Annotated in this window: 20 protein-coding genes; 6 read left to right on the top strand and 14 right to left on the bottom strand. The window is 48.9% G+C overall.

Translation table 11 applies throughout. The features are described from left to right. Positions 1-151 precede the first annotated feature (151 nt). Positions 152-778, top strand: a complete 627-nt coding sequence (locus tag P1U47_RS03550; protein WP_301027192.1) for a TetR/AcrR family transcriptional regulator — start codon at positions 152-154, stop codon at positions 776-778. A 317-nt stretch (positions 779-1,095) separates the two neighbouring features. Here P1U47_RS03550 and P1U47_RS03545 read toward each other — a convergent pair whose 3' ends face one another. The 6 genes from P1U47_RS03545 to P1U47_RS03520 form a co-directional block, all read right to left on the bottom strand. After that, positions 1,096-2,025 carry a hypothetical protein gene (locus tag P1U47_RS03545; protein WP_301027190.1) on the bottom strand — a complete coding sequence of 310 codons (930 nt, stop codon included), beginning with the start codon at positions 2,023-2,025 and terminating at the stop codon, positions 1,096-1,098. Between the two features lie 105 nt (positions 2,026-2,130). Further along, positions 2,131-2,616, bottom strand: coding sequence for a hypothetical protein (locus P1U47_RS03540; RefSeq protein WP_301027189.1), 486 nt, complete (start codon positions 2,614-2,616; stop codon positions 2,131-2,133). 782 nt (positions 2,617-3,398) lie between these two features. Next, entirely contained in the window at positions 3,399-3,686 is a 288-nt protein-coding gene (locus P1U47_RS03535) for a HigA family addiction module antitoxin (RefSeq protein WP_301027188.1), read from the bottom strand. A gap of 9 nt (positions 3,687-3,695) precedes the next feature. Further along, positions 3,696-3,878: a type II toxin-antitoxin system RelE/ParE family toxin gene (locus P1U47_RS03530; protein WP_301027187.1), complete on the bottom strand. Its 183-nt coding sequence runs from the start codon at positions 3,876-3,878 to the stop codon at positions 3,696-3,698. Between the two features lie 33 nt (positions 3,879-3,911). Next, on the bottom strand, positions 3,912-4,226 hold the full coding sequence (locus P1U47_RS03525) for a HigA family addiction module antitoxin (protein ID WP_301027186.1): 315 nt from the start codon (positions 4,224-4,226) through the stop codon (positions 3,912-3,914). A 14-nt stretch (positions 4,227-4,240) separates the two neighbouring features. Then, positions 4,241-4,522: a type II toxin-antitoxin system RelE/ParE family toxin gene (locus P1U47_RS03520; RefSeq protein ID WP_301027185.1), complete on the bottom strand. Its 282-nt coding sequence runs from the start codon at positions 4,520-4,522 to the stop codon at positions 4,241-4,243. Positions 4,523-5,008: 486 nt separating this feature from the next. Between P1U47_RS03520 and P1U47_RS03515 the strand changes: the two genes are divergently transcribed. Both P1U47_RS03515 and P1U47_RS03510 read left to right on the top strand, forming a co-directional pair. Then, a complete protein-coding gene (locus P1U47_RS03515) occupies positions 5,009-5,260 on the top strand; it encodes a type II toxin-antitoxin system Phd/YefM family antitoxin (protein ID WP_301027184.1) in 252 nt (83 codons plus the stop codon). Continuing rightward, entirely contained in the window at positions 5,257-5,511 is a 255-nt protein-coding gene (locus P1U47_RS03510; RefSeq protein WP_301027183.1) for a Txe/YoeB family addiction module toxin, read from the top strand. Before P1U47_RS03515 ends, P1U47_RS03510 begins: the two co-directional genes overlap by 4 nt. 601 nt (positions 5,512-6,112) lie before the next feature. Here the strand turns inward: P1U47_RS03510 and P1U47_RS03505 are convergent. Genes P1U47_RS03505 through P1U47_RS03485 form a run of 5 tightly spaced genes read right to left on the bottom strand, consistent with a single transcriptional unit; the run spans position 6,113 to position 10,862 of the window. Beyond that, the gene (locus P1U47_RS03505) at positions 6,113-6,934 is read right to left on the bottom strand and encodes an SDR family oxidoreductase (protein ID WP_301027182.1); all 822 of its coding nucleotides are present in this window, start codon (positions 6,932-6,934) and stop codon (positions 6,113-6,115) included. Between the two features lie 52 nt (positions 6,935-6,986). Further along, on the bottom strand, positions 6,987-7,685 hold the full coding sequence (locus tag P1U47_RS03500) for an SDR family NAD(P)-dependent oxidoreductase (protein ID WP_301027181.1): 699 nt from the start codon (positions 7,683-7,685) through the stop codon (positions 6,987-6,989). Positions 7,686-7,724: 39 nt separating this feature from the next. Then, positions 7,725-9,344, bottom strand: coding sequence for an AMP-binding protein (locus P1U47_RS03495; RefSeq protein ID WP_301027180.1), 1,620 nt, complete (start codon positions 9,342-9,344; stop codon positions 7,725-7,727). A 14-nt stretch (positions 9,345-9,358) separates the two neighbouring features. Then, on the bottom strand, positions 9,359-10,216 hold the full coding sequence (locus tag P1U47_RS03490) for an alpha/beta hydrolase (protein WP_301027179.1): 858 nt from the start codon (positions 10,214-10,216) through the stop codon (positions 9,359-9,361). Then, positions 10,185-10,862: a TetR/AcrR family transcriptional regulator gene (locus P1U47_RS03485; protein ID WP_301027178.1), complete on the bottom strand. Its 678-nt coding sequence runs from the start codon at positions 10,860-10,862 to the stop codon at positions 10,185-10,187. Before P1U47_RS03485 ends, P1U47_RS03490 begins: the two co-directional genes overlap by 32 nt. A 296-nt stretch (positions 10,863-11,158) precedes the next feature. Here P1U47_RS03485 and P1U47_RS03480 point away from each other — a divergent pair, with 296 nt between their 5' ends. The 3 genes from P1U47_RS03480 to P1U47_RS03470 are packed head-to-tail and all read left to right on the top strand — an operon-like array spanning position 11,159 to position 14,670. Next, positions 11,159-12,388, top strand: coding sequence for a cytochrome P450 (locus tag P1U47_RS03480; RefSeq protein WP_301027177.1), 1,230 nt, complete (start codon positions 11,159-11,161; stop codon positions 12,386-12,388). Positions 12,389-12,439: 51 nt separating this feature from the next. Beyond that, entirely contained in the window at positions 12,440-13,915 is a 1,476-nt protein-coding gene (locus P1U47_RS03475) for an aldehyde dehydrogenase family protein (protein WP_301027176.1), read from the top strand. Between the two features lie 14 nt (positions 13,916-13,929). Beyond that, positions 13,930-14,670, top strand: a complete 741-nt coding sequence (locus P1U47_RS03470; protein WP_301027175.1) for an SDR family NAD(P)-dependent oxidoreductase — start codon at positions 13,930-13,932, stop codon at positions 14,668-14,670. A gap of 114 nt (positions 14,671-14,784) precedes the next feature. Here P1U47_RS03470 and P1U47_RS03465 read toward each other — a convergent pair whose 3' ends face one another. The 3 genes from P1U47_RS03465 to P1U47_RS03455 form a co-directional block, all read right to left on the bottom strand. Continuing rightward, positions 14,785-14,955, bottom strand: coding sequence for an SMR family transporter (locus tag P1U47_RS03465; protein WP_301027174.1), 171 nt, complete (start codon positions 14,953-14,955; stop codon positions 14,785-14,787). A 1,485-nt stretch (positions 14,956-16,440) separates the two neighbouring features. Then, positions 16,441-17,949, bottom strand: coding sequence for a hypothetical protein (locus P1U47_RS03460; RefSeq protein ID WP_301027173.1), 1,509 nt, complete (start codon positions 17,947-17,949; stop codon positions 16,441-16,443). A gap of 39 nt (positions 17,950-17,988) precedes the next feature. Then, entirely contained in the window at positions 17,989-18,936 is a 948-nt protein-coding gene (locus P1U47_RS03455; RefSeq protein ID WP_301027172.1) for a flavin reductase family protein, read from the bottom strand. Between the last annotated feature and the right edge of the window lie 18 nt (positions 18,937-18,954).

The raw sequence follows: 18,954 nt of genomic DNA, 5'->3' as shown, positions 1-18,954 counted from the left end.
GCCTGCTAGCTCAATCGCTTAGCAACAGTATAGGGCTAAAATACGGCGCGTATTATTCGCATTCGGGTTTTGCTGGCGCGTTATTTCCCTTTGATTTATAAGGATTTTTGCGCATACTAGCGATAACTATAATTTATTCGCATTTACGCCTATGCAAGCTCCTAAGCCCCGTAAGCAACCCAAGCAAGAACGCTCGCGATTACTGGTAGAGTCGGTAAAGCAGGCCTGCCGCGAAGTACTCAATAATGAGGGCGCCGAGGCACTCACCACCCTGCACCTAGCCGAAGTCACCGGCATCTCAGTTGGCTCGCTCTACCAGTACTTTCCCAATATTGAATCGGTGGTCGCTGCGCTGTACGAAGATTTACTGCGAGAGTACTTAGAAGAGCGCAAACATGCGGTAATGATGAAATACCGCAATATGAACGCCGAAGCTGCCCTGCAATCCATGATCGACGGCACCATTGGCTTTCACGCCAGTTTATTAAAATTAAATTTTAAATTTCACCAACGCTACCACCGCTGCTTTGACCTAGACAAAGCCTATGACGAAATCGCCGGTGTAAACAAATTCTCGATCAGTGTTATTGCCAATGCCCTACTCAGCGAACACCGCAATATGAGCGAAGCCGAGGCCCAGCGCTGCGCACTGCTGTCTACGCGGTGCTGCAAAGCCTTAGTAATGGAAATTATGGACGAGCAGCCTGAACTGCTGTTTGAAGAATGTTTTGCCAAAGAGATGTTGGCGATTTGTAGTGCGGTATTGCCGCCGAAGTGATTCTTACTTGCAGCACGGTAGTGGCAAAAATCTGCAGAGATTATCAATTTCCCCTTGATATCCCTGCCCTGGATAGCCAGTTTGAAATGCGTAACCAAGGATCAATATTTGGCAACAAAGGAGCGCCGGAAGGCACAGATTTTGATGGGAGCCTGCAGGGTTATCTGCAGCCTCATCCTATGATCAGCGACAGTTTAAAATTAGCGTTTGAAACTATCCATTGGAGTTAATTGTTAACGCACTATTGCTCATTTTTACTAAGCATATATTTATTCTGGAACGAAACGAATATCCTTGCCTCGCACTGCACATCTTTTTCAAGAAGCATCTTCAAGTAACTCGCCCGCAAGGGAGTCAAAATCATATACCTTAACAACCGCTGGGAAACTCATTCTTGACGCACTACTCTTGATAAATTCAAGTTCCCGCTCCCCAACATTATCCGTGACTATAGCGAATATGAATGAAAACTCTTTCTTCTGAACATCGCTTAAGCTGTCATATAGCCTCGATACTCTTTCTAAAGTTTGCAGTGACGCGGTACCCCCAGCCCGTCTCATATCCCTCATAAACTTAACCTCAATGGTCGTTAGCTGGTTACCTGACCTAGCGACGCCATCAAAAACATATCGCTTTCTACCAATCTCAAATTTCATTTCTTTTTCTATTTTTACACCAAGTTCATTCTCCAGTTTTTCTAAAGCCAGTTTTTCAGCCATTTGTGAATCTCGCATACTGGCTTTATTGGCGGCTAGAAAAACTCTCCAATAAAGCTCACGCGTTTCTTTATTTCTAATTTCAGAGCTGTCTTCCTCCAAACGTATTGCAGTTACCAGAAGACCATCCTCACCTGGATTCTTGATCTCACTCGATACGTCAACTTTCTGAACCCATGCGTCATCAGCGTTGAAGTCTACACCCTCTAACTCAATTAGAGTCTCGTTTTCAGTTTTTGCCTCTTCACCAAAATCTTCTATCTGATCCTTAAGAGACGCTTTCTGTAATATATTTATAAAATGATCTTCATCCTTAAAATCACTAGGCGCATAGAGAACTTTGTGATTCCAATTTAGAGTAATAAAAAATTGCGCAATCAAAGTAAATGGAAACAACATCAGGAACCAGATGTAAGTTGACTGAGCCCCAGCTTCCAAAAACGGAAGTATAGCCGTACCACTAATCTCTGCGGTGCCAGCAAATATTGCAATAACAGTTAAAGGATTTTTTACAGTACCTTTTCCTTGCACGATACTCTCCCATGATTATTAGCGCCCGCAGTAAAAATCGACTTAAATTTGCTGCGCAAAGCGATAGCGGCTTTAAGCCGTTATGATTTTCTGTACCTTTTATACCTATTCCGTCAACTCTGGATTCAGGACATTAGAATTAAGATCTTCTAATGAAATACTCCACGATTCGGTGAGCATATCCCTGCAGGAAATTGCTACAGACATTGATTTACCGTTGTATACAGGCCTATTACATATATCTTTATTTTCGGCGCCAGCATTACACTTTACTGCATGAGAACCAATTTCCCCAAGATACTGCATTGTCCTATTATCTAAAAATAACTGCGCCTCACCAAAGTACAATACGAATAGCTTGTCGATTGATTCTTGAGATATTTTCTTATTCGATGATTCATTCGCAATATTTGACGCTGCATTTGATACTTTAAGGCAGTATTTTAGCTGAGATTCCCAAAAAGGCTTTTTGTAATCTTTTTCGATGCTAAATTTATATTGATACACACCAAAAATTAATGCCAACACTGATAATCCAAGCCCGAAATTTTTTATTATAGTATCCCAATATCTATGATTTTCTTCATTCATGGATTGACCCTTAAGTTGACATAATACTTTCATCATAATCGAAAAATTTTACTTCGTGGGATTACTCAAAAAAAATACCGCAACTCATTGAATTTATATTGAAATAGCGAGATCTGATACCGAGTAGCGCTTTTACACAGCGCGCTTACATAAATATGTTTTTGGCGGGGTGTCATATGTCTTACCTCACTATCCTATGTGATTGATCCTAAATTCCTTTTTGTGAGTAGAGCTGGCGAAACGAGCACCCTACTCGCAGAAACCGAGCATAAATCTTTGCGTCGGAAAAATATACTGCTTATTCAGCTGCGTGCGATGTGGATGTATTTAAGTTCCGGCTTTTGGAAAATGTGACGCCGCTGTGCTGGGCTTGAACCGACGTCTAGTTGAGTGGGTGCAAATTGTTTTGGTGGTATATGGATTCTGAATCGAGTTCAGAATGACGAGGTGTGGGATTCAGAGTGACGAGGTGTGGCACTCAGAATGACGGCATTAGAAGCTCAGAGTGACGGCGTTTGGGGTTCAGAATGACGGCGTGGGGTTCAGGGTGACAAGGTCTTTGGTTCCGAATACGCTGCATACCGCCAGTATTAAGAATAGTCATCACCTCACTCAGTGCTAGTCACACACTTCGACCTCATACGCATCGCCATCTTCAAAACGAAAACAGATACGCTACTAATCATTTTTGAAATCGAGTGCTGTTCCTGCCTGAAACAGCGCGAGGAACACGCGTCCGGCGACCGAAGGGCGCGCATTTAATGGCTTAGTTATGCGCGCTATTACGCAGCGACAAGCTTTTTGACCTTGAGGTCTTTACGGTGTTGTTCGGCATGCCACAGCTCATATTGAGACTGCTGGGTTAGCCAGCTCTCCGATGAGGTATTAAAAGCGATAGAAAGCCTAATAGCCATTTCCGGACTAATTCCGGCCTTGCCGTTCAGAATGTCGCTTAAGGTTTTTCGACTGACCCCAAGCGCTTCTGCAGCTGCTGTAACAGACAAGCCGAGTGGTTCCAGGCAAAGCTCTCGTATGATTTCACCAGGATGGGGTGGGTTGTGCATCAACATAGGAGTACCTCAGTGATAATCTTCGTAGTTCACTATCTCGGCGTCTCCATCCTCAAAACGGAATGCCACGCGCCAGTTACCACTTACCGTCACCGACCAAATTCCCGAGCGATTGCCGGAAAGCTCATGGAGCCGAAGGCCTGGTAAGTCCATATCTTGGGCACCGGATGCCGCAAACGCAGCCGACTGCAAAGAGACCCAGCGCGCTATCGTCGTTTGCTTTTGTTATGCAGCATGCAGTGGCTTTATGCGAGCCACTTCTTCCTTAACCGACTGCGCCGCCGTCCAAAGATCGACAGATCGCTGCGCATTCAACCAAAATTCCGGCGAGTTACCAAATAAACGGGCAAGCCTGAGCGCCATTTCAGGGCTGACCGCTCGACGTTCGCGCAGTAATTCATTAACGGACTGGCGAGAGACACCCAGCGCATCAGCCAAGCCCGCTACGGTCAGCTTATAGTCCGGCAGGAAATCTTCTCTCAGCATTTCACCGGGATGGGTCGGCTTGCGTTGCATACCGCCAGTATTTGGAATAGCCATAGTCATTACCTCACTCAGTGGTAGTCACACACTTCGACCTCATACGTATCGCCATCTTCAAAACGAAAACAAATACGCCACTGATCATTGATTGAAATCGAGTGCTGCCCTAGCCTGTTTCCGGAAAGTTGGTGAAGGCGATTACCGGGCGGCACTTTCAAGTCCTCCAGCCGCTCAGCCAGACTCACGTATTCAAGCTTTCTGGCCGCTCGCGGTGCAACATCCGCAGGAAACTTCTTTGATTTGCCTTTGGAGTACAGTTCTTGAGTCTGTTTGTCGGCGAAGGATTTGATCATGCTCAAAACTGTATCGCGTCACGTGACACATGTCAATACATCGTAAAATGGTGGTATAAGCCCTAGCAAACTACCCAGATTGAATGTCACAAAGGCCGGGGCTACAAGCTATTGCGACGAAGCCCTTATACCGAACTTGAAGCGGCGACTGCTTGGGTGGGTGCGAATTGTTTCGGTGGTATATGGATTCTGAATCAAGTTCAGAATGACGAGGTGTGGCGCTCAGAATGACGAGGTGTGGCGTCCTGAATAACGGCATTAGGGGCTCAGAGTGACGACCTTTGGGGCATAGAATGACGGCGCCGGGTTCGGGGTTCGGGGTTCGGGGTTCGGGGTTCGGGGTTCGGGGTTCGGGGTTCGGGGTGACAAGGTATGGGGTTTAGAATGATGGCCAGTGGAGGCACCGTGCTAGAGGGGATGATTGACCCAATTGTTATGCGCTGATACCATGCGTACATATTTTTGTACATGTACAGGTAAGTCATTATGGAAAGTATAAGCTATACTGCCGCGCGAAGTAACCTTGCCAAGACTATGGAGCAGGTATGTAACGACCACGCCCCTGTGGCTATCACTCGCAAAGGCGAAGGCGCTGTGGTGATGATTTCGATGGCCGACTACCAAGCCTTGGAAGAAACCGCCTACTTGTTGCGCAGCCCTAAGAATACACGGCGCTTGATTGAGTCTATTGCCGAACTTGAAGATGGAAAAGGTCAAGCAAAGGAATTGATTGAGTGAAATTAATTTTTGCAGAGAAGGCATGGGAAGATTACCTATACTGGCAAAAGACTGATAAGCAGATGCTCAAACGTATTAATCTACTTATCAGGGATATTCAGAGAGAAGCATTTGAGGGGATTGGCAAACCTGAACCTTTGAAGCACGCCCTTTCTGGGTATTGGTCTCGGCGAATTAACGACGAGCATCGAATTGTTTATAAAATTCTTCAAGACTCCATTCTTATTGCGCAACTACGGTATCACTACTGAGCTAAGCACGTACTCCGCGGTTTGGGGCTTGCATGGAGCGCCAACCGAATGGCGGCCCCAGCCAAAGGCGACAACACCGCCTTGTTACAAGTATTACGTGCTGAACCTTGTATGTAATTCAAGCAGCTCTCCATGAAGGTCACCTGCGACCCGATTTATTTTCCTCAAATTTCCATATTCCCCCTTCTATGCCTTCGTCCGCAGCACCCGCTATAGAACTTAGCAAGTATCTATCTGCGGCATCGTGAGCCAATTTGTTTCTATATATGGATTCTAAATCAAGTTCAGAATGACAAGGTGGGCGTTCGGAATGACGAGGTGTGGGGTTCAGAGTGACGAGGTGCCACGGACTATAGCGTGGCGGGCCGTCAGTCGGTCTTGATGCTGAACATGATTGGGTGGGCGCGAACTATTTCGGTGGAATATGGATTCTGAATCAAGTTCAGAATGACGAGGTGCGGGGTTCAGAATGACGACGTGTGACGCTCAGAATGACGACGTGGGCGTTTGGAATGACGGCCAGTTGCGCTTGGCAGCTGGGAAGTAGCCGTCATGCCGGACTTGATCCGGCATCTGGTGGGCTAAGCGCTAATATTCTGTATTAAGAAAGCCCGAGCATCATTTTTATTGCTGGCTCCGGGTAGCTGTCGGTAATGGCCGAGGACATATGCCCAGCATCTACTGGCAGTAACACACCCGTCACGCCGCTTGCCACTGGCGAGGCCAGAAATATCATGGCATTGGCCATTTGTTCTGGTAGTAAAAATTCGATACCCGCCGCTTCGCGGTAGCCATGGCCAAAGCCGAGCCACACATCTGCGTTTGCTCGCGCCAAGGGCGTGTCGGTGGGGCCGGGTAAGATGCTATTAATTCTAACGCCCTTGCTTAACAGCCGCAGTGCCGAGGACGCGACATAGGCATTGGCGGCCTGTTTGCTGAAGGTATAGGTGTCATTGCCTTCATTGGCTTTTAGCCAAGCGTCGGCCTCGTCCCAAGTGCTAGTTGCCAGAAAATCTTTAAGCTGGGTCAAATTCTGCTGCCAAGGCAAGCCGGCAATAGAGGAGATCATCACTACCGACGCACTATCTGCAAGCTTTCCCGACGCCAGCAGGGTTTCAATAATATAGCGCTGACTAATAAAGTTGATCTGCATAATGCCACCAGTGCCATCGGCAACACCCGCGCAGGACAGCACTACATCAAAGCGTTCATCTAGCTGTGCCAGCGCTTCTTCTACGCTAGCTTGGTTGCGCAAATCGACCTTTACGTAGTTCTTAACAGGGTAATCAACCGGCGCCACATCCAGCACGCTGGGTTCGCCGCCGAGGCTGTTAACCAACAGTGAGCAGGCTCGGCCCATGCCGCTGGCGCCGCCCACGACTAATACCGACTTGTTTTCAAAATTAATAAAATTGTTATTCATAACTCACCTGTTCATATTTAAATTAATCACGTTTCGAATCACTGATTTGTTATTAGACTCGCCCAGTTACCGGCAAAATCGAGCCGCTTACCGCGCTGGCCTCATCTGAGGCTAAAAACAGCATGACCTTGGCTAGTGCTGCTGGGCTAACCCAGCGTGAAAAGTCTTCATCTGGCATCGCCTCGCGGTTGGGCTGGGTATCTATAATGCTGGGCGCCACGGCATTAACGCGAACGCCCTTGTCTTTTAGCTCTGAGGCCAGCGACTCGACAAACCGCGACACACCAGCTTTTGATGCAGCATAGGCGGCTATTCCAGCCTCGCCTTTTACGGCGGCTCCGGCGCTCACGCACACAATGCTGCCCCGCTGCTGCTGTAAAAACACCGGTAACACCGCCTTGCTTGCGGTAACGGCAGTCTTAACATTCATTTGATACAGGCGATCCCAGGTATCTAGCTCGTCGCTGTCAAAGTTGGCCCAGTGAAAACCGCCAGCAATATTCAGCAGGGCCGATACTTCGCCAAACTGGGCCTGCGCTTTGGCGACCACACTTTGCGCTTGGGCAAAATCACAAATATCCACACCCCCACAAATCAGTACTTGGGGCGAGTCGCTGAAATCGGCGCCAAGCAGTTGCTCGGCTCTGTCTACTAACACAATGCCGTAGCCCTGCTCTAGCGCTGCCTGCGCGGCGGCGCGGCCAAGGGAACCAAAGCCGCCGGTAATGATGATGGTTTTATTCACTGTCATAACATTGGTCTCTATTAAGCGCGTAGATTGATTGGCTCTTTAGCGGCGCTGCATTTCAAAATCACTTTTTTCTCGGTCCCAGGTGCTGGCGGTACAGCCGTCGTCACGCAGTTGAAACTTCATTATTTTGCCAGTGGGATTGCGGGGTAAATCCGTTCTAAATTCGATATAGCGGGGTACGGCAAAGAAAGGCACCTTGTCTAGGCACCATTCACAGAGTTCTCGCTCAGTCAGGGTTTCGCCTTGTTTTAAAACGGCGGTCACTTTTACGTCGTCTTCACCCATCTCTGATAACACGGCGTGTACTGCGACATCGCTTATTGCTGGATGAGAAGCAAAGGTCTTTTCCATTTCAAAGCTAGAAATATTTTCTCCGCGGCGGCGTAAATAATCTTTTTTACGATCCAGAAAATAGAAGTAACCTTGTTCGTCGAGCTTGCCAATGTCGCCGGTATGCAACCACATATTGCGCATGATTTTTAAGGTGTCTGCTGGGCGATTCCAATAGCCTTCAAAACAGACATGGGGTTGCAGTGGCCGCACCACCACTTCGCCAGCTTGGCCACGGGGCAATTCGCAGTCGTAATCATCGACGATCATGACCTCAAAATCGTCTTGAACGCGGCCAGAGGTATTGGCTGGCGCATTCTCGTCGCTAAGCTTGCCGTAGACCACCATCGCCGCCTCGGTAAAGCCATAGCCTACCGAACCAAGCACTTTTGAACCAAAGCGGGTACGCCAAATTTGTTTAAGCTCTTCAGGAAACGGCGCAGTTTGCACCGTTCGCAACTGGCCGAAGCAGCGCTTGCTGGCATCGCTGTCCGGCGCAGTGCCAATAAGCGGTGCCATAGAACCCAGCAAGCTCGCCATGGTGGCGCCGGATCGTTCGATATCCGGCCAAAAGCCCGACAAAGAAAAGCGCGGATACACCACCACTCTCGCGCCAATCATTGCCATCATCATAATGCTGCTCAGGGCATTCATGTGGAATAACGGCAGTGCTGTCCAGACCGTATCTTTCGCGGTCGGCTCCCAGCAGTACAGTGCTTGGCGCGCCAAGTTACAGGCGTAGTTATGACTAATCATGCAACCCTTCGACGGCCCAGTGGTGCCCGAGGTATAAATAAGCATACTCAAATCGCCGCCCTTAACATCGGCAATTTGTAGCTTGCTGGCATCGACGGCTTGCAGCTTGGAAAGACCAGATACCGGAATAGTACTCGCTGCTTGCAAGGGAAGTTCGCCGCGACAAACAAGGTGTTTAACCTTGGGCAATTCCGACGCCACTTGCTGCACGCGCTCAATATAGTCGGCCTCGGCAATCACGATCGCCGCGCCCGCGTCGCAAATCTGGTGGCGCAGAAACTCGCCTTTGTATGCGGTGTTAGTGGGTACGCTCACGGCGCCGATTTTATTAATAGCAAACCACAGCACTAGGGCATCAATGCTATTATCAAGCACCGAAACCACGGTCTCCCCCGCCTTAACGCCCATATCCAGTAAACCTGCCGCAAGAGTATTACTCAGCTCATCTACCTGCCGATAGGTATATAGGTCGCCGCTAAAATCGACAAATATTTGCTCGGCATACTTCGCCACCGCGTCTGCTAGCACGCTATTTACAGTATGGTTTGGCGCCGAGCCCCAGCCCTTTGACATAGTCTTTTCCTTTCTTAAATACGGTTTAAAAAATCTAAGATGGCCGTGTTAAATTGGGTATTGTCATCCCCTGCAACCATATGCCCAGATTTGTCGATGCTTATATGCTCAGCATGGGGTATTAGCTTGCGAAAATGATCGACGCCGTCGTCGTCAACAATATTGCTGCGTCCGCCGCGAACTAAGAGTGTTGGAATAACGATGCTGCGGGCATCCCGCTCTAACTCTTCAAGGACATGTTTGGGCTCGCCAACTGTGAGCAATTTGGGGTCCCAGTGCCAAAAATACCGGCCGTTTTCAGCAAGACGTAGGTTCTTTTTCAAACCGTCATAATTAGTCTGGCGTTTACGGTGTGGTATGTATTCGGCGATTAAATCAGACGCTTCTTTTAACGACGCGAAGCCGTCGGGTGCAGCTTTCATAAATCCGGTAATTTGGTCTACGCCTTCTGAATTTACCTTGGGTACAACATCAACCAATACCAACGCCCGAACCAAGTCAGAGCAAAATCGGCTAGTAGCCACCAATGACGCGAGCCCACCAAGCGAGGCGCCGACCAGCACCGGCTTTGCGGGCATACGCCTAACTAGTGCATCTACATCTTGAGCAAAATGCACTAATGCATAATCTCCGTCTGCACTCCAGTCGCTGTCGCCATGCCCACGTAAATCGGCCACCTGCGCGTAAAACCCCTTACCGGCAAGGGTTTGCGCAGCAGCGCCCCAAGAGTAGCGAGTTTGCCCGCCGCCATGCAGCAAAATGACCGGTGGGTGACTGAGGTTGCCAAATGACTCAGTGGCAATATTTATACCCTTGTACGCCGCAACGCCCTGCATAGCCTCAACACTCCAAGGCTGATGTCGCATCGACATTGAGTGAAGCGCGAATAAAGTTTTGCATAGTCACATACAGCAACTGATGAAATTCTTGGTCAGCGAGTTTTTCTGGGTAATAACGCAGCGCCGCAAAAAATAGGCTATTCAATTGATTTAGTGCGAGATTGGCGGTTTCGCTAATCAACTTTATCGAATGCCCCGGAAACTCAGCGGCTATGGTTGGCCCTAAATAATTGCGGCAAAATTCCTCGCTGTCAGAAAGCTCAACAAAGCGCTTACCCACGTCGAAAAATAATTTGTATTGCTCGTAAAAAGTAGAATGCAGATCATGCATGGATTTGTGCCATGCCACAGCATCGTCAATAATAAAATGAATTAACGCGTCTAATCCGTCTTTACCAATCAGTCTTGCTGTGACTTTTCCGCGAGCAACAAACTCAACGAATTCTCTTTCGAATAGGGCTGCCACTACGGCGTCTAAATTGGGAAAATATTGATATATAGAACCCTTACCGACACCTGACACCTTCTCAAGAACAACAACATTGAATGCTTCTTCGCCATGCTCTTGGAGAATTTTTTTACAGGACTCAATAATCACATTTACCATCATATGCGAACGCTTCTGTTGCGGCTGCTTTTTAGGCTGAGGCGGACTGACTAGTGACAGATCTGAGGTCATCGTGATATCCCATTTTTATTGTCATAACTTAATATTTTATGTAATCGTAATAGTGGATAGAGACAAAAGCTCTATACCTAGACATCGTCAACGCTTATCACTTTATCCCCCTATTAATCAGCAGGGCAACCTATTTACGCCAAATGCGAAAGCCCTTTAGCCAAACAAATAATATCTATATTTATCAACACTTTATAAAGAAATAAAAATCCACAAAAAGCGACATTCAATTAGTGGAGACAGGCTTCCAATTAACCTATTGTTATTGCATCACTCGACAATAAGATTTCATGCACATGACAGTAATTGATAGCGCCATCACAGACACTCTTCCTAGCCATATTCCTTCTAACTTGGTAAAAGCCGTCGACTATAACAATGACCCAGCATTGAAGATTGACCCCTATTTAGCGCTAGCGCCACTGCATGACGGCCCGCCCATATTCTGGAACCCATTAAATATACGTCATAACGGGCTTGGCACCTGGGATGTGCCTAGAGCCAGTTATATGAGAGAGATACTGGCGGATCAGGCTACATTTTCAAGCAAAAACTGCGCTGGCTTTTCCGCATTGATTGGTGAAAGCTGGTTGATGACACCGCTTGAAATTGATCCCCCCGACCATGGTTTTTACCGTAATTTTCTAAACCCGCTGTTTTCACCCGTCGCGGTCAAAAAAATGGATGAACGCATCCAAAAAAGAGCTCAGGACTTAATTGATGGTTTTAAAGATCGCGGCCACTGCGAATTTATTACAGAATTTGCACGCCCCTTCCCTATAGCCATTATCATGCAGCTACTCGGTCTGCCGATTGAGGAGCTGGATATATTTATTGATTGGGGGCAGCGCCTACTCCACGGCGAAAGCTTAGAGGTTAAAGCTCAGGCTGCCAATGAAATCCATATTTACCTAAAGGACCGTATTGCCGAAAAGCGACGCAATCCTCAGGATGACTTTATAAGCTATATCTGTAAAACCGAGGTTGATGGCCGTAGACTTAACGACGATGAATGCATGGGAATTTGTTATCTCATGTTTGTTGGTGGCTTAGACACGGTGGCATCGTCTTTGGGCTTCCAGTTTCACCACCTGGCCAGCCACCCCGAGCATCGAAAATATCTTATAGAAAATCCCAAAAAAATACCCGCAGCGGTTGAAGAGTATTTACGCCGTTTTTCCTCGGTAATGACGGCAAGGCAAGTGACGACAGACATCGATTTCCACGGCGTTACGATGAAAGCTGGCGACTGGATAACGCTGGTTCAGGCCAGCACATCGATCGATCCATTAGAGTATGAAAATCCGATGGAAGTTGATTTTGAACGTCGCCATCGCCATCTCGCCTTCTCATTTGGCCCGCATTTTTGTCTAGGTAGCCATATTGGTCGTCGCGAACTGAATGTTGCCCTCGAAAAAATCCTCGTACAGCTACCTAATCTGCGAATAAAACCAGATTCATCGGTTATTACTCATGGCGGTGCGGTTTTCGGCGTTGCCCATTTAGAACTAGAGTGGGATAGCTAAACCTTAAAACAAAGAACGAATAATCAAAATGCTAAAATCGGATAAAACATTATGAATGCCTTAACGACCAATAAAATGCTTTTTATCGACAACCAATGGTGTCCGGGTGAAGCGCCCGCACAGGAGGTCATTAATCCCGCCGACGAAAGCCTCATCGGTATGACTCCCGTTGCCTCGGCGTCGCAAACCGAACAAGCCATAGGCGCTGCGCGCGAAGCCTTTGACAATGGCCCGTGGCCGCAAATGTCGATGAATGAGCGAGTGGCCTGCATGCAAAAAATGCACGACTATTTATATACCCGCAAAGCAGAGCTCGTTGAGCTTATCCGCACGGAAGCGGGTTGCTCACAGCAGCTAGCCGATTTTCTGCAATTTGAGCTACCCATGAAGCACGCTCGCCAACTCATGGCAGACGCTCTTCAAATCCAATCTGAAATGATTAGACCTGAGATCACCCCTGGAATGGATGGCCGAAAAACGCTGGGAACAGCGGAAGTGATCTACGAACCCATTGGCGTGGTGTCGGCCATTACCGCCTATAATTTCCCCTTCTTTCTTAACGTGGTTAAGGTCTATCACGCTTTGACGATGGGTAATACCGTGGTCTTGAAGCCCTCGCCGCTCACGCCCTTCCAAGCATTTATTTTTGGTGAGGCAGCGTTAGCAGCAGGATTACCCAAGGGCGTACTTAACATCGTTAATGGCGACATAGATACCGGCACCCTCCTTAGCACCGACAAGCGCGTTGATATGATCACCTTTACGGGCTCCGACAAGGTTGGAGCCGCGATCATTGCTCAATCTGCCCCCACCCTTAAAAAGACCCATATGGAGCTCGGCGGCAAGTCGGCGCTGATTGTTCGCGAAGACGCCGACATCCAAAAGGCCGCAATGGCAGCAGTTAGCAACTTTACTATTCATGCTGGCCAAGGCTGCGCTTTAACAACCCGCGTATTAGCCCACCAAGGTATTCGCAAGCCATTGATTGATGCCATGCAGGTAATGCTAAGCCATGTAAAAGTGGGCAACCCAATAGATCCATCCGTCAGTATGGGGCCACTAATCCGCGCTAACGCCCGTGATAGAGTGGAACGCTATGTTGGCCAAGCCTTAGATAGCGGCGCCAATCTCGTGTTTGGCGGACGCAGGCCTGATATTGAAAAAGGCTTTTACTATCTACCCACCCTATTCGATGGCGTGGACAACAGCGCAGTAATTGCCCAACAAGAAATATTCGGGCCAGTGAGCGTGGTGATTGGTTTTGACAACGACCAAGAGGCCATTGCGATGGCCAACCATTCTGATTTTGGCTTGGCTGGCGGCATTTTTTCTGCCGATGCAGGTCGCGCCTATGAAATGGCCTTAGAAATGAGAACCGGCGGTGTGGCAATTAACGGCGGTGCTGGCACTGTGTTATCCAGCGCGCCCTTTGGCGGCTACAAACGCTCTGGCTTTGGCCGCGAGTACGGTCGCCAAGGCCTGTTGGATTTCACCGAAACCAAGGTTATTTCCTTTCACGCTGGCTAAGTAGGAACACTCCAATGAACAATAAAACAATTCTGATTACCGGCGGCAGCAAGGGCTTGGGCCTATGTACGACTCGGCGCCTTCTCGAAAAAGGCACTCAAGTCATTGTGCTCTCACGCAGTGAGGGCGAGCTGGGTGAATTACTCGCCACCTACCCCAAGCAGCTGCATTGGCTAAGAGCTGATTTTGCCGACACCGCCTCAATTGCTGGCGCATTTGAACAGGTCAAAGCCATCACAACAAAGCTCGATGCACTAATTTTGAATGCCGCCCAAACCGTGCCCATGCCCTTTGCGCAAATGAAAATAGCCAACCTAGAACAGAATATTTCGGTAAACGTCACCTCGGCACTACTCTGCCTGCAATACAGTTTGGCGCTACTGCGCGGCGGGCGCGCTATTTTTATCTCTACCGAATCCGTGGACAAACCCTTTCCGCTGCTGTCGGTTTACGCTGCCACCAAGGCCGCCGTAGAGACGACCTTTAACGGGCTGCGCGGGGAGCTGTACAAAGATTTCAATATTCAGCTCACCTCACTGCGCGCCGGTTATATGGCCGACACCGCCTTTGGCGAAGCTTGGCCACCAGAAATGGCAGCAACATTTTTTAAACTGGCAGAAGAGTCGGGCAGCCTTCGCGCTGGCGGCTCACCCATGCCTACCAGTCGAGTGGCCGCGATGATCGAACATATTATTGAACTGCCCCAAGACGTGACGATAAACCGACTGGATGTGCGCAGTGGGGACTCTTTTTAAAAAGCAGTTCCCGCTTAGCATTCTACTGAAACTGACAACACTCATTTCAATACTCATTTTCTAATTGCTTGCATTCACTTCGCGACCCGTCATTTATCCGTGCGCAGCGCTTTGTCAGGCATGCGCCAATTTAAGGCCGACGATTCCCACAAAAATAAAACCAAGGCTAACGATTTTTAGTACGTCAGTGGACTCATTGAAAAGTATGATACCCAATATTGCGGTTCCAATAGCGCCAATGCCTACCCATACAGCGTAGGCTGTACCAACGGGAAAGGTTCTCATTGCGATACTTAGCAAAAAGCGCTCGCAACTAGCGCAAACACGGTACCTAGCGTCGGCCAAAATTTAGTAAAGCTCTCGGTATATTTCAGCCCAATTGCCCAGCCAATCTCAAGCTATCCTGCCACGAAAAGAATAAACCAGTTCATAAACACCTCTCAATTATAGGGGCCGTCGCCTAGTGATTTTTGAGAGATGGGGTCGTCCCCACTCTGAATGCATAACAATTGGATCTCAAGCACGCACGGCTTGCCGTGAAGAAGCACCACAACAACTAGCGCAACCCATTAAATTTAAATAATAGTATCGACACTCAGCCGCAAGCCGAGCAAAAGTCTTAGCGACGAAAAAATATACAGCTTATTCCGCCACCAGTGTAGCGACGCAGGTGAATACGCGTCTTTCACGAGTGTGATGCCGTCATGCCGAACTTTAGTGGGTATCTGGAGGGGCACCGTGAACTAGTTCAGTGGTATATGGATTCTGAATCAAGTTCAGAATGACGATGTAGAAAGTTCAGAATGACACTCTCTACAACGAAGCCGTCATACCGGACTTGATCCGGTAACTGGTGGAGCCACTGTGAACTAGTTCGGTGGTATATGGATTCTGAATCGAGTTCAGAATGACGATAGCGGGAGTTCATAAGACCGTATAAGAAGTTCGGAATGAACGCGTAGCGAATTCAGGAATGACAGCCTCTACAACGAAGCCGTCATGCCGGACTTGATCCGGCATCTGGCGGAGGCACCGTGAGCTAGTTCGGTGGTATATGGATTCTGAATCAAGTTCAGAATGACGATGTAGGGAGTTCACAGACCGTATAGGAAGTTCAGAATGACGGCGTAGCGAACTCAGGAATGACAATCTCTACGACAAAACCGTCATGCCGGACTCTACAACGAAGCCGTCATGCCGGACTTGATCCGGCATCTGGTGGGGGCACTGTGAACTAGTTCAGTGGTATTGGATTCTGAATCAAGTTCAGAATGACGATGTAGGGAGTTCAGAATGACGATAGAGGGAGCTCAGAATAACTCTGTAGGAGGTTCAGCATGACAGCGCACAAAGTTTGGCATGATGCCATTTACAACGAAGCCGTCATGCCGGACGTGATCCGGCATCTGGTGGGGGCACTGTGAACTAGTTCAGTGGTATTGGATTCTGAATCAAGTTCAGAATGACGATGTAGGGAGTTCAGAATGACGATAGAGGGAGCTCAGAATAACTCTGTAGGAGGTTCAGCATGACAGCGCACAAAGTTTGGCATGATGCCATTTACAACGAAGCCGTCATGCCGGACGTGATCCGGCATCTGGTGGGGGCACTGTGAACTAGTTCAGTGGTATTGGATTCTGAATCAAGTTCAGAATGACGATGTAGGGAGTTCAGAATGACGATAGAGGGAGCTCAGAATAACTCTGTAGGAGGTTCAGCATGACAGCGCACAAAGTTCGGCATGACGGCATTTCCCGCTATTCGTTTTACTTAAACAGCAAGCCAGTAGTTAAGACCATCATCCCCCGCGCTAGCCACGCCGCTCGCGCCAATCACTTCCTTTTCGCCGCTGATAAGGGCTTGCAAGGTCGCTGGGGCATTAACCGCTGCGAGGTGGCGTTTGTTTTCTGGGGTTCTGCAAATTAATGCCGCGCGCTCGGGTTGGCCGTCACGGGAATACCATAGCGAGTAGGTTTCTAGAATCGATGGGCCACTGTAGGCGCTAAGTACTTCGGGCACGTCGCCGTAGTTAGCGTCTAAATCGTCTTGTAAATTAAGATTCTCGACTGGATTGCTAGCTGGCTGGCGATACAAAACTACTGCATGGTGTTTGGTTACAAACTCGCCGTTGCCATACAGCAAACCGTTTTCGCCTTTGCCTGCGCGAATAGCGTGAACCATAGCGGCAATGGCATGGCCCATGTAATTGTTTACCGCCGCGCCAAAGAAAGTTAAGCCCCCAGTAACCGACAGTACGGCGGTTTCGCTTAGCCCTAAGGCGCGCCGTGCTAACTTGGGTACGCAGGGGAAGCAGCTGTAGAGTTCGACCAGCTCAGGCACTGCGCTCATGTCATTTACTTCTAAGGTTTTCTTCAATACCGATGACATGGCGTGGGCCTCGGTATAGCCACTGCGCGACAAGATATCCCGTGGTTCTGCACCGCCCACGCCGCTGCCAATGTAGACCAATTTGTCTTCGGCCACACCAAGGGCAATGGCTTTTTCATAGGTGGTAACAATGCAGGCCGAGGCCTGATTCACCACCGGATTGGCGATCATCCACTTGGTGTAGGGGTGAACGACCAAGCGGTTCTTTTCTGACGGCGTGCTGATTTCTTCAGAAGAGAAAGCTTTGCCTAACCACGAATTTGGATTAGCCGCAGCCACCGCCGCCATGCCCGCGCCAATATCACCCGACTCCCGCTGAGCCTCGGCAAAACTTTGGCCCCACTCTGCGCGAATTGCGTTGTCGTATAAGGGGTAGACGTCTATCGGCATATTTAGGCCGTATTTAAGCGCTTCGGGGTGAAAGAAGTCGGCTTTGCTCGGGCGTGGTTTACCCGCTTGCGGTGGCGTCCAGTTTGGTCGCTGTTGTAATTTACCCGCCGCTACCAGCGAGGCGGTTGCCTCGCCACCAGCAACGATGACCATTGCCTGTTCACCGCTCTGCACCTGACGTGCGGCCTCGGTTAAATACAGGGTGGGCATATTGCCGCCAACGGGGCTTTCTTCACACAGCGCATTGCTAATGCCAAGGTTTTCGGCGGTCAAACTGGCAAGATCGGCGTAGGGCCAGCCCATTTGATTGATCACATATACAGCGCTGATCACGGCCTTTAGTGCCTCGCTGTTGGCGCCGGTATCGGCCATTGCATTTTCGCAGGCACTAACAATCAAGCGCATGGGTTCACGGCCAATTTGACCGTTTTCTAATTTCTCGGTGATCTCGCCTACGCCGATAATAACCGCTTGTTGATTTTTGCTAATGGTAGTGCTCATGAAAACCCTCATTCTTTTAATTTAATGATGCTGCGCTCGCTATTCTGCCTGTAGCAGTTTTCGCGCAGTCGCCTTTAATAAATCCTTTGCTAAAACCGTTTCGGCGTAGGCTTCGTCTGGCAAGGCGTCATCTTCTAGGGCCTGAATAAAGGCGAGCTGCTCTAGCTGCAATTCGCGCCCAGCATCCTGCAAGGTGCTCCGCAAAACACCGTCATCGTCGGTAAGGGAGAGCAGTTTCTTTTCTGCCATGGCGCGAAGAACCGCGTCATCCACGCGGTAGCCGCTAACCTGCACTAGGCTGTCGATTTCGGCCGCTGTGCGCTTATCTTCGATAGCAAGAATATTAAGCACCGCCATTTCAGTTTCGGTAATGCCACGCTTTTTCAGCTCTGTCGAAGCGCGCTTCATTAACTGGAAATACACCAAGCCCATTAAGTAGGTGAGCGAATTTGCCGAAAAACCACGGCTGCGCACATCGTCTACTAATGCTTCTGGCTTTTTCTTGGGCACGGCCAAAGCGTATTTGCCGCCGTGAAATACCAGCGCTTTGCGGTCAAAGTGTTCGAGTTTTTCGACGTGGCCAACATAAATTTCGTGGTCGCCACCCTCGTAGCGGTATACCGTTTTGCAATGAAATACCGCTGAGCAGCCGTCCAAAATTGGCACGCCGCCAACGCCGCGATGAAAATCAACCTCAGCGAATTTGTCGATACCCCGTGTTGCAAAACGCTGGGATATTGGCTCTTGGTCTGCAGCCAAAATATGCACCGCAAAATGGTCTGCGGTGTGGTAGGTATTAAAACTACCCGCCGATTTTGCCAGACTCCACAGCACCATTGGCGGGTCCAGAGACACTGAGTTAAAACTATTTACGGTAACGCCGGCGTCTACGCCATCGTTGCAGGTTGTTACTACCGTAACACCGGTCGTAAAACACCCTAGTGCATTACGCAAGGCCATTGGATCTACAACGTCATTTTTAGTCATTTTTGCTCTCCTTATAAG

This window comes from Zhongshania sp., assembly GCF_029212375.1.
In the GTDB taxonomy this organism is placed as follows: domain Bacteria; phylum Pseudomonadota; class Gammaproteobacteria; order Pseudomonadales; family Spongiibacteraceae; genus Spongiibacter.
Note: the sequence above shows the minus strand (reverse complement) of the source record. Positions and strands in the feature narration are given on the sequence as shown.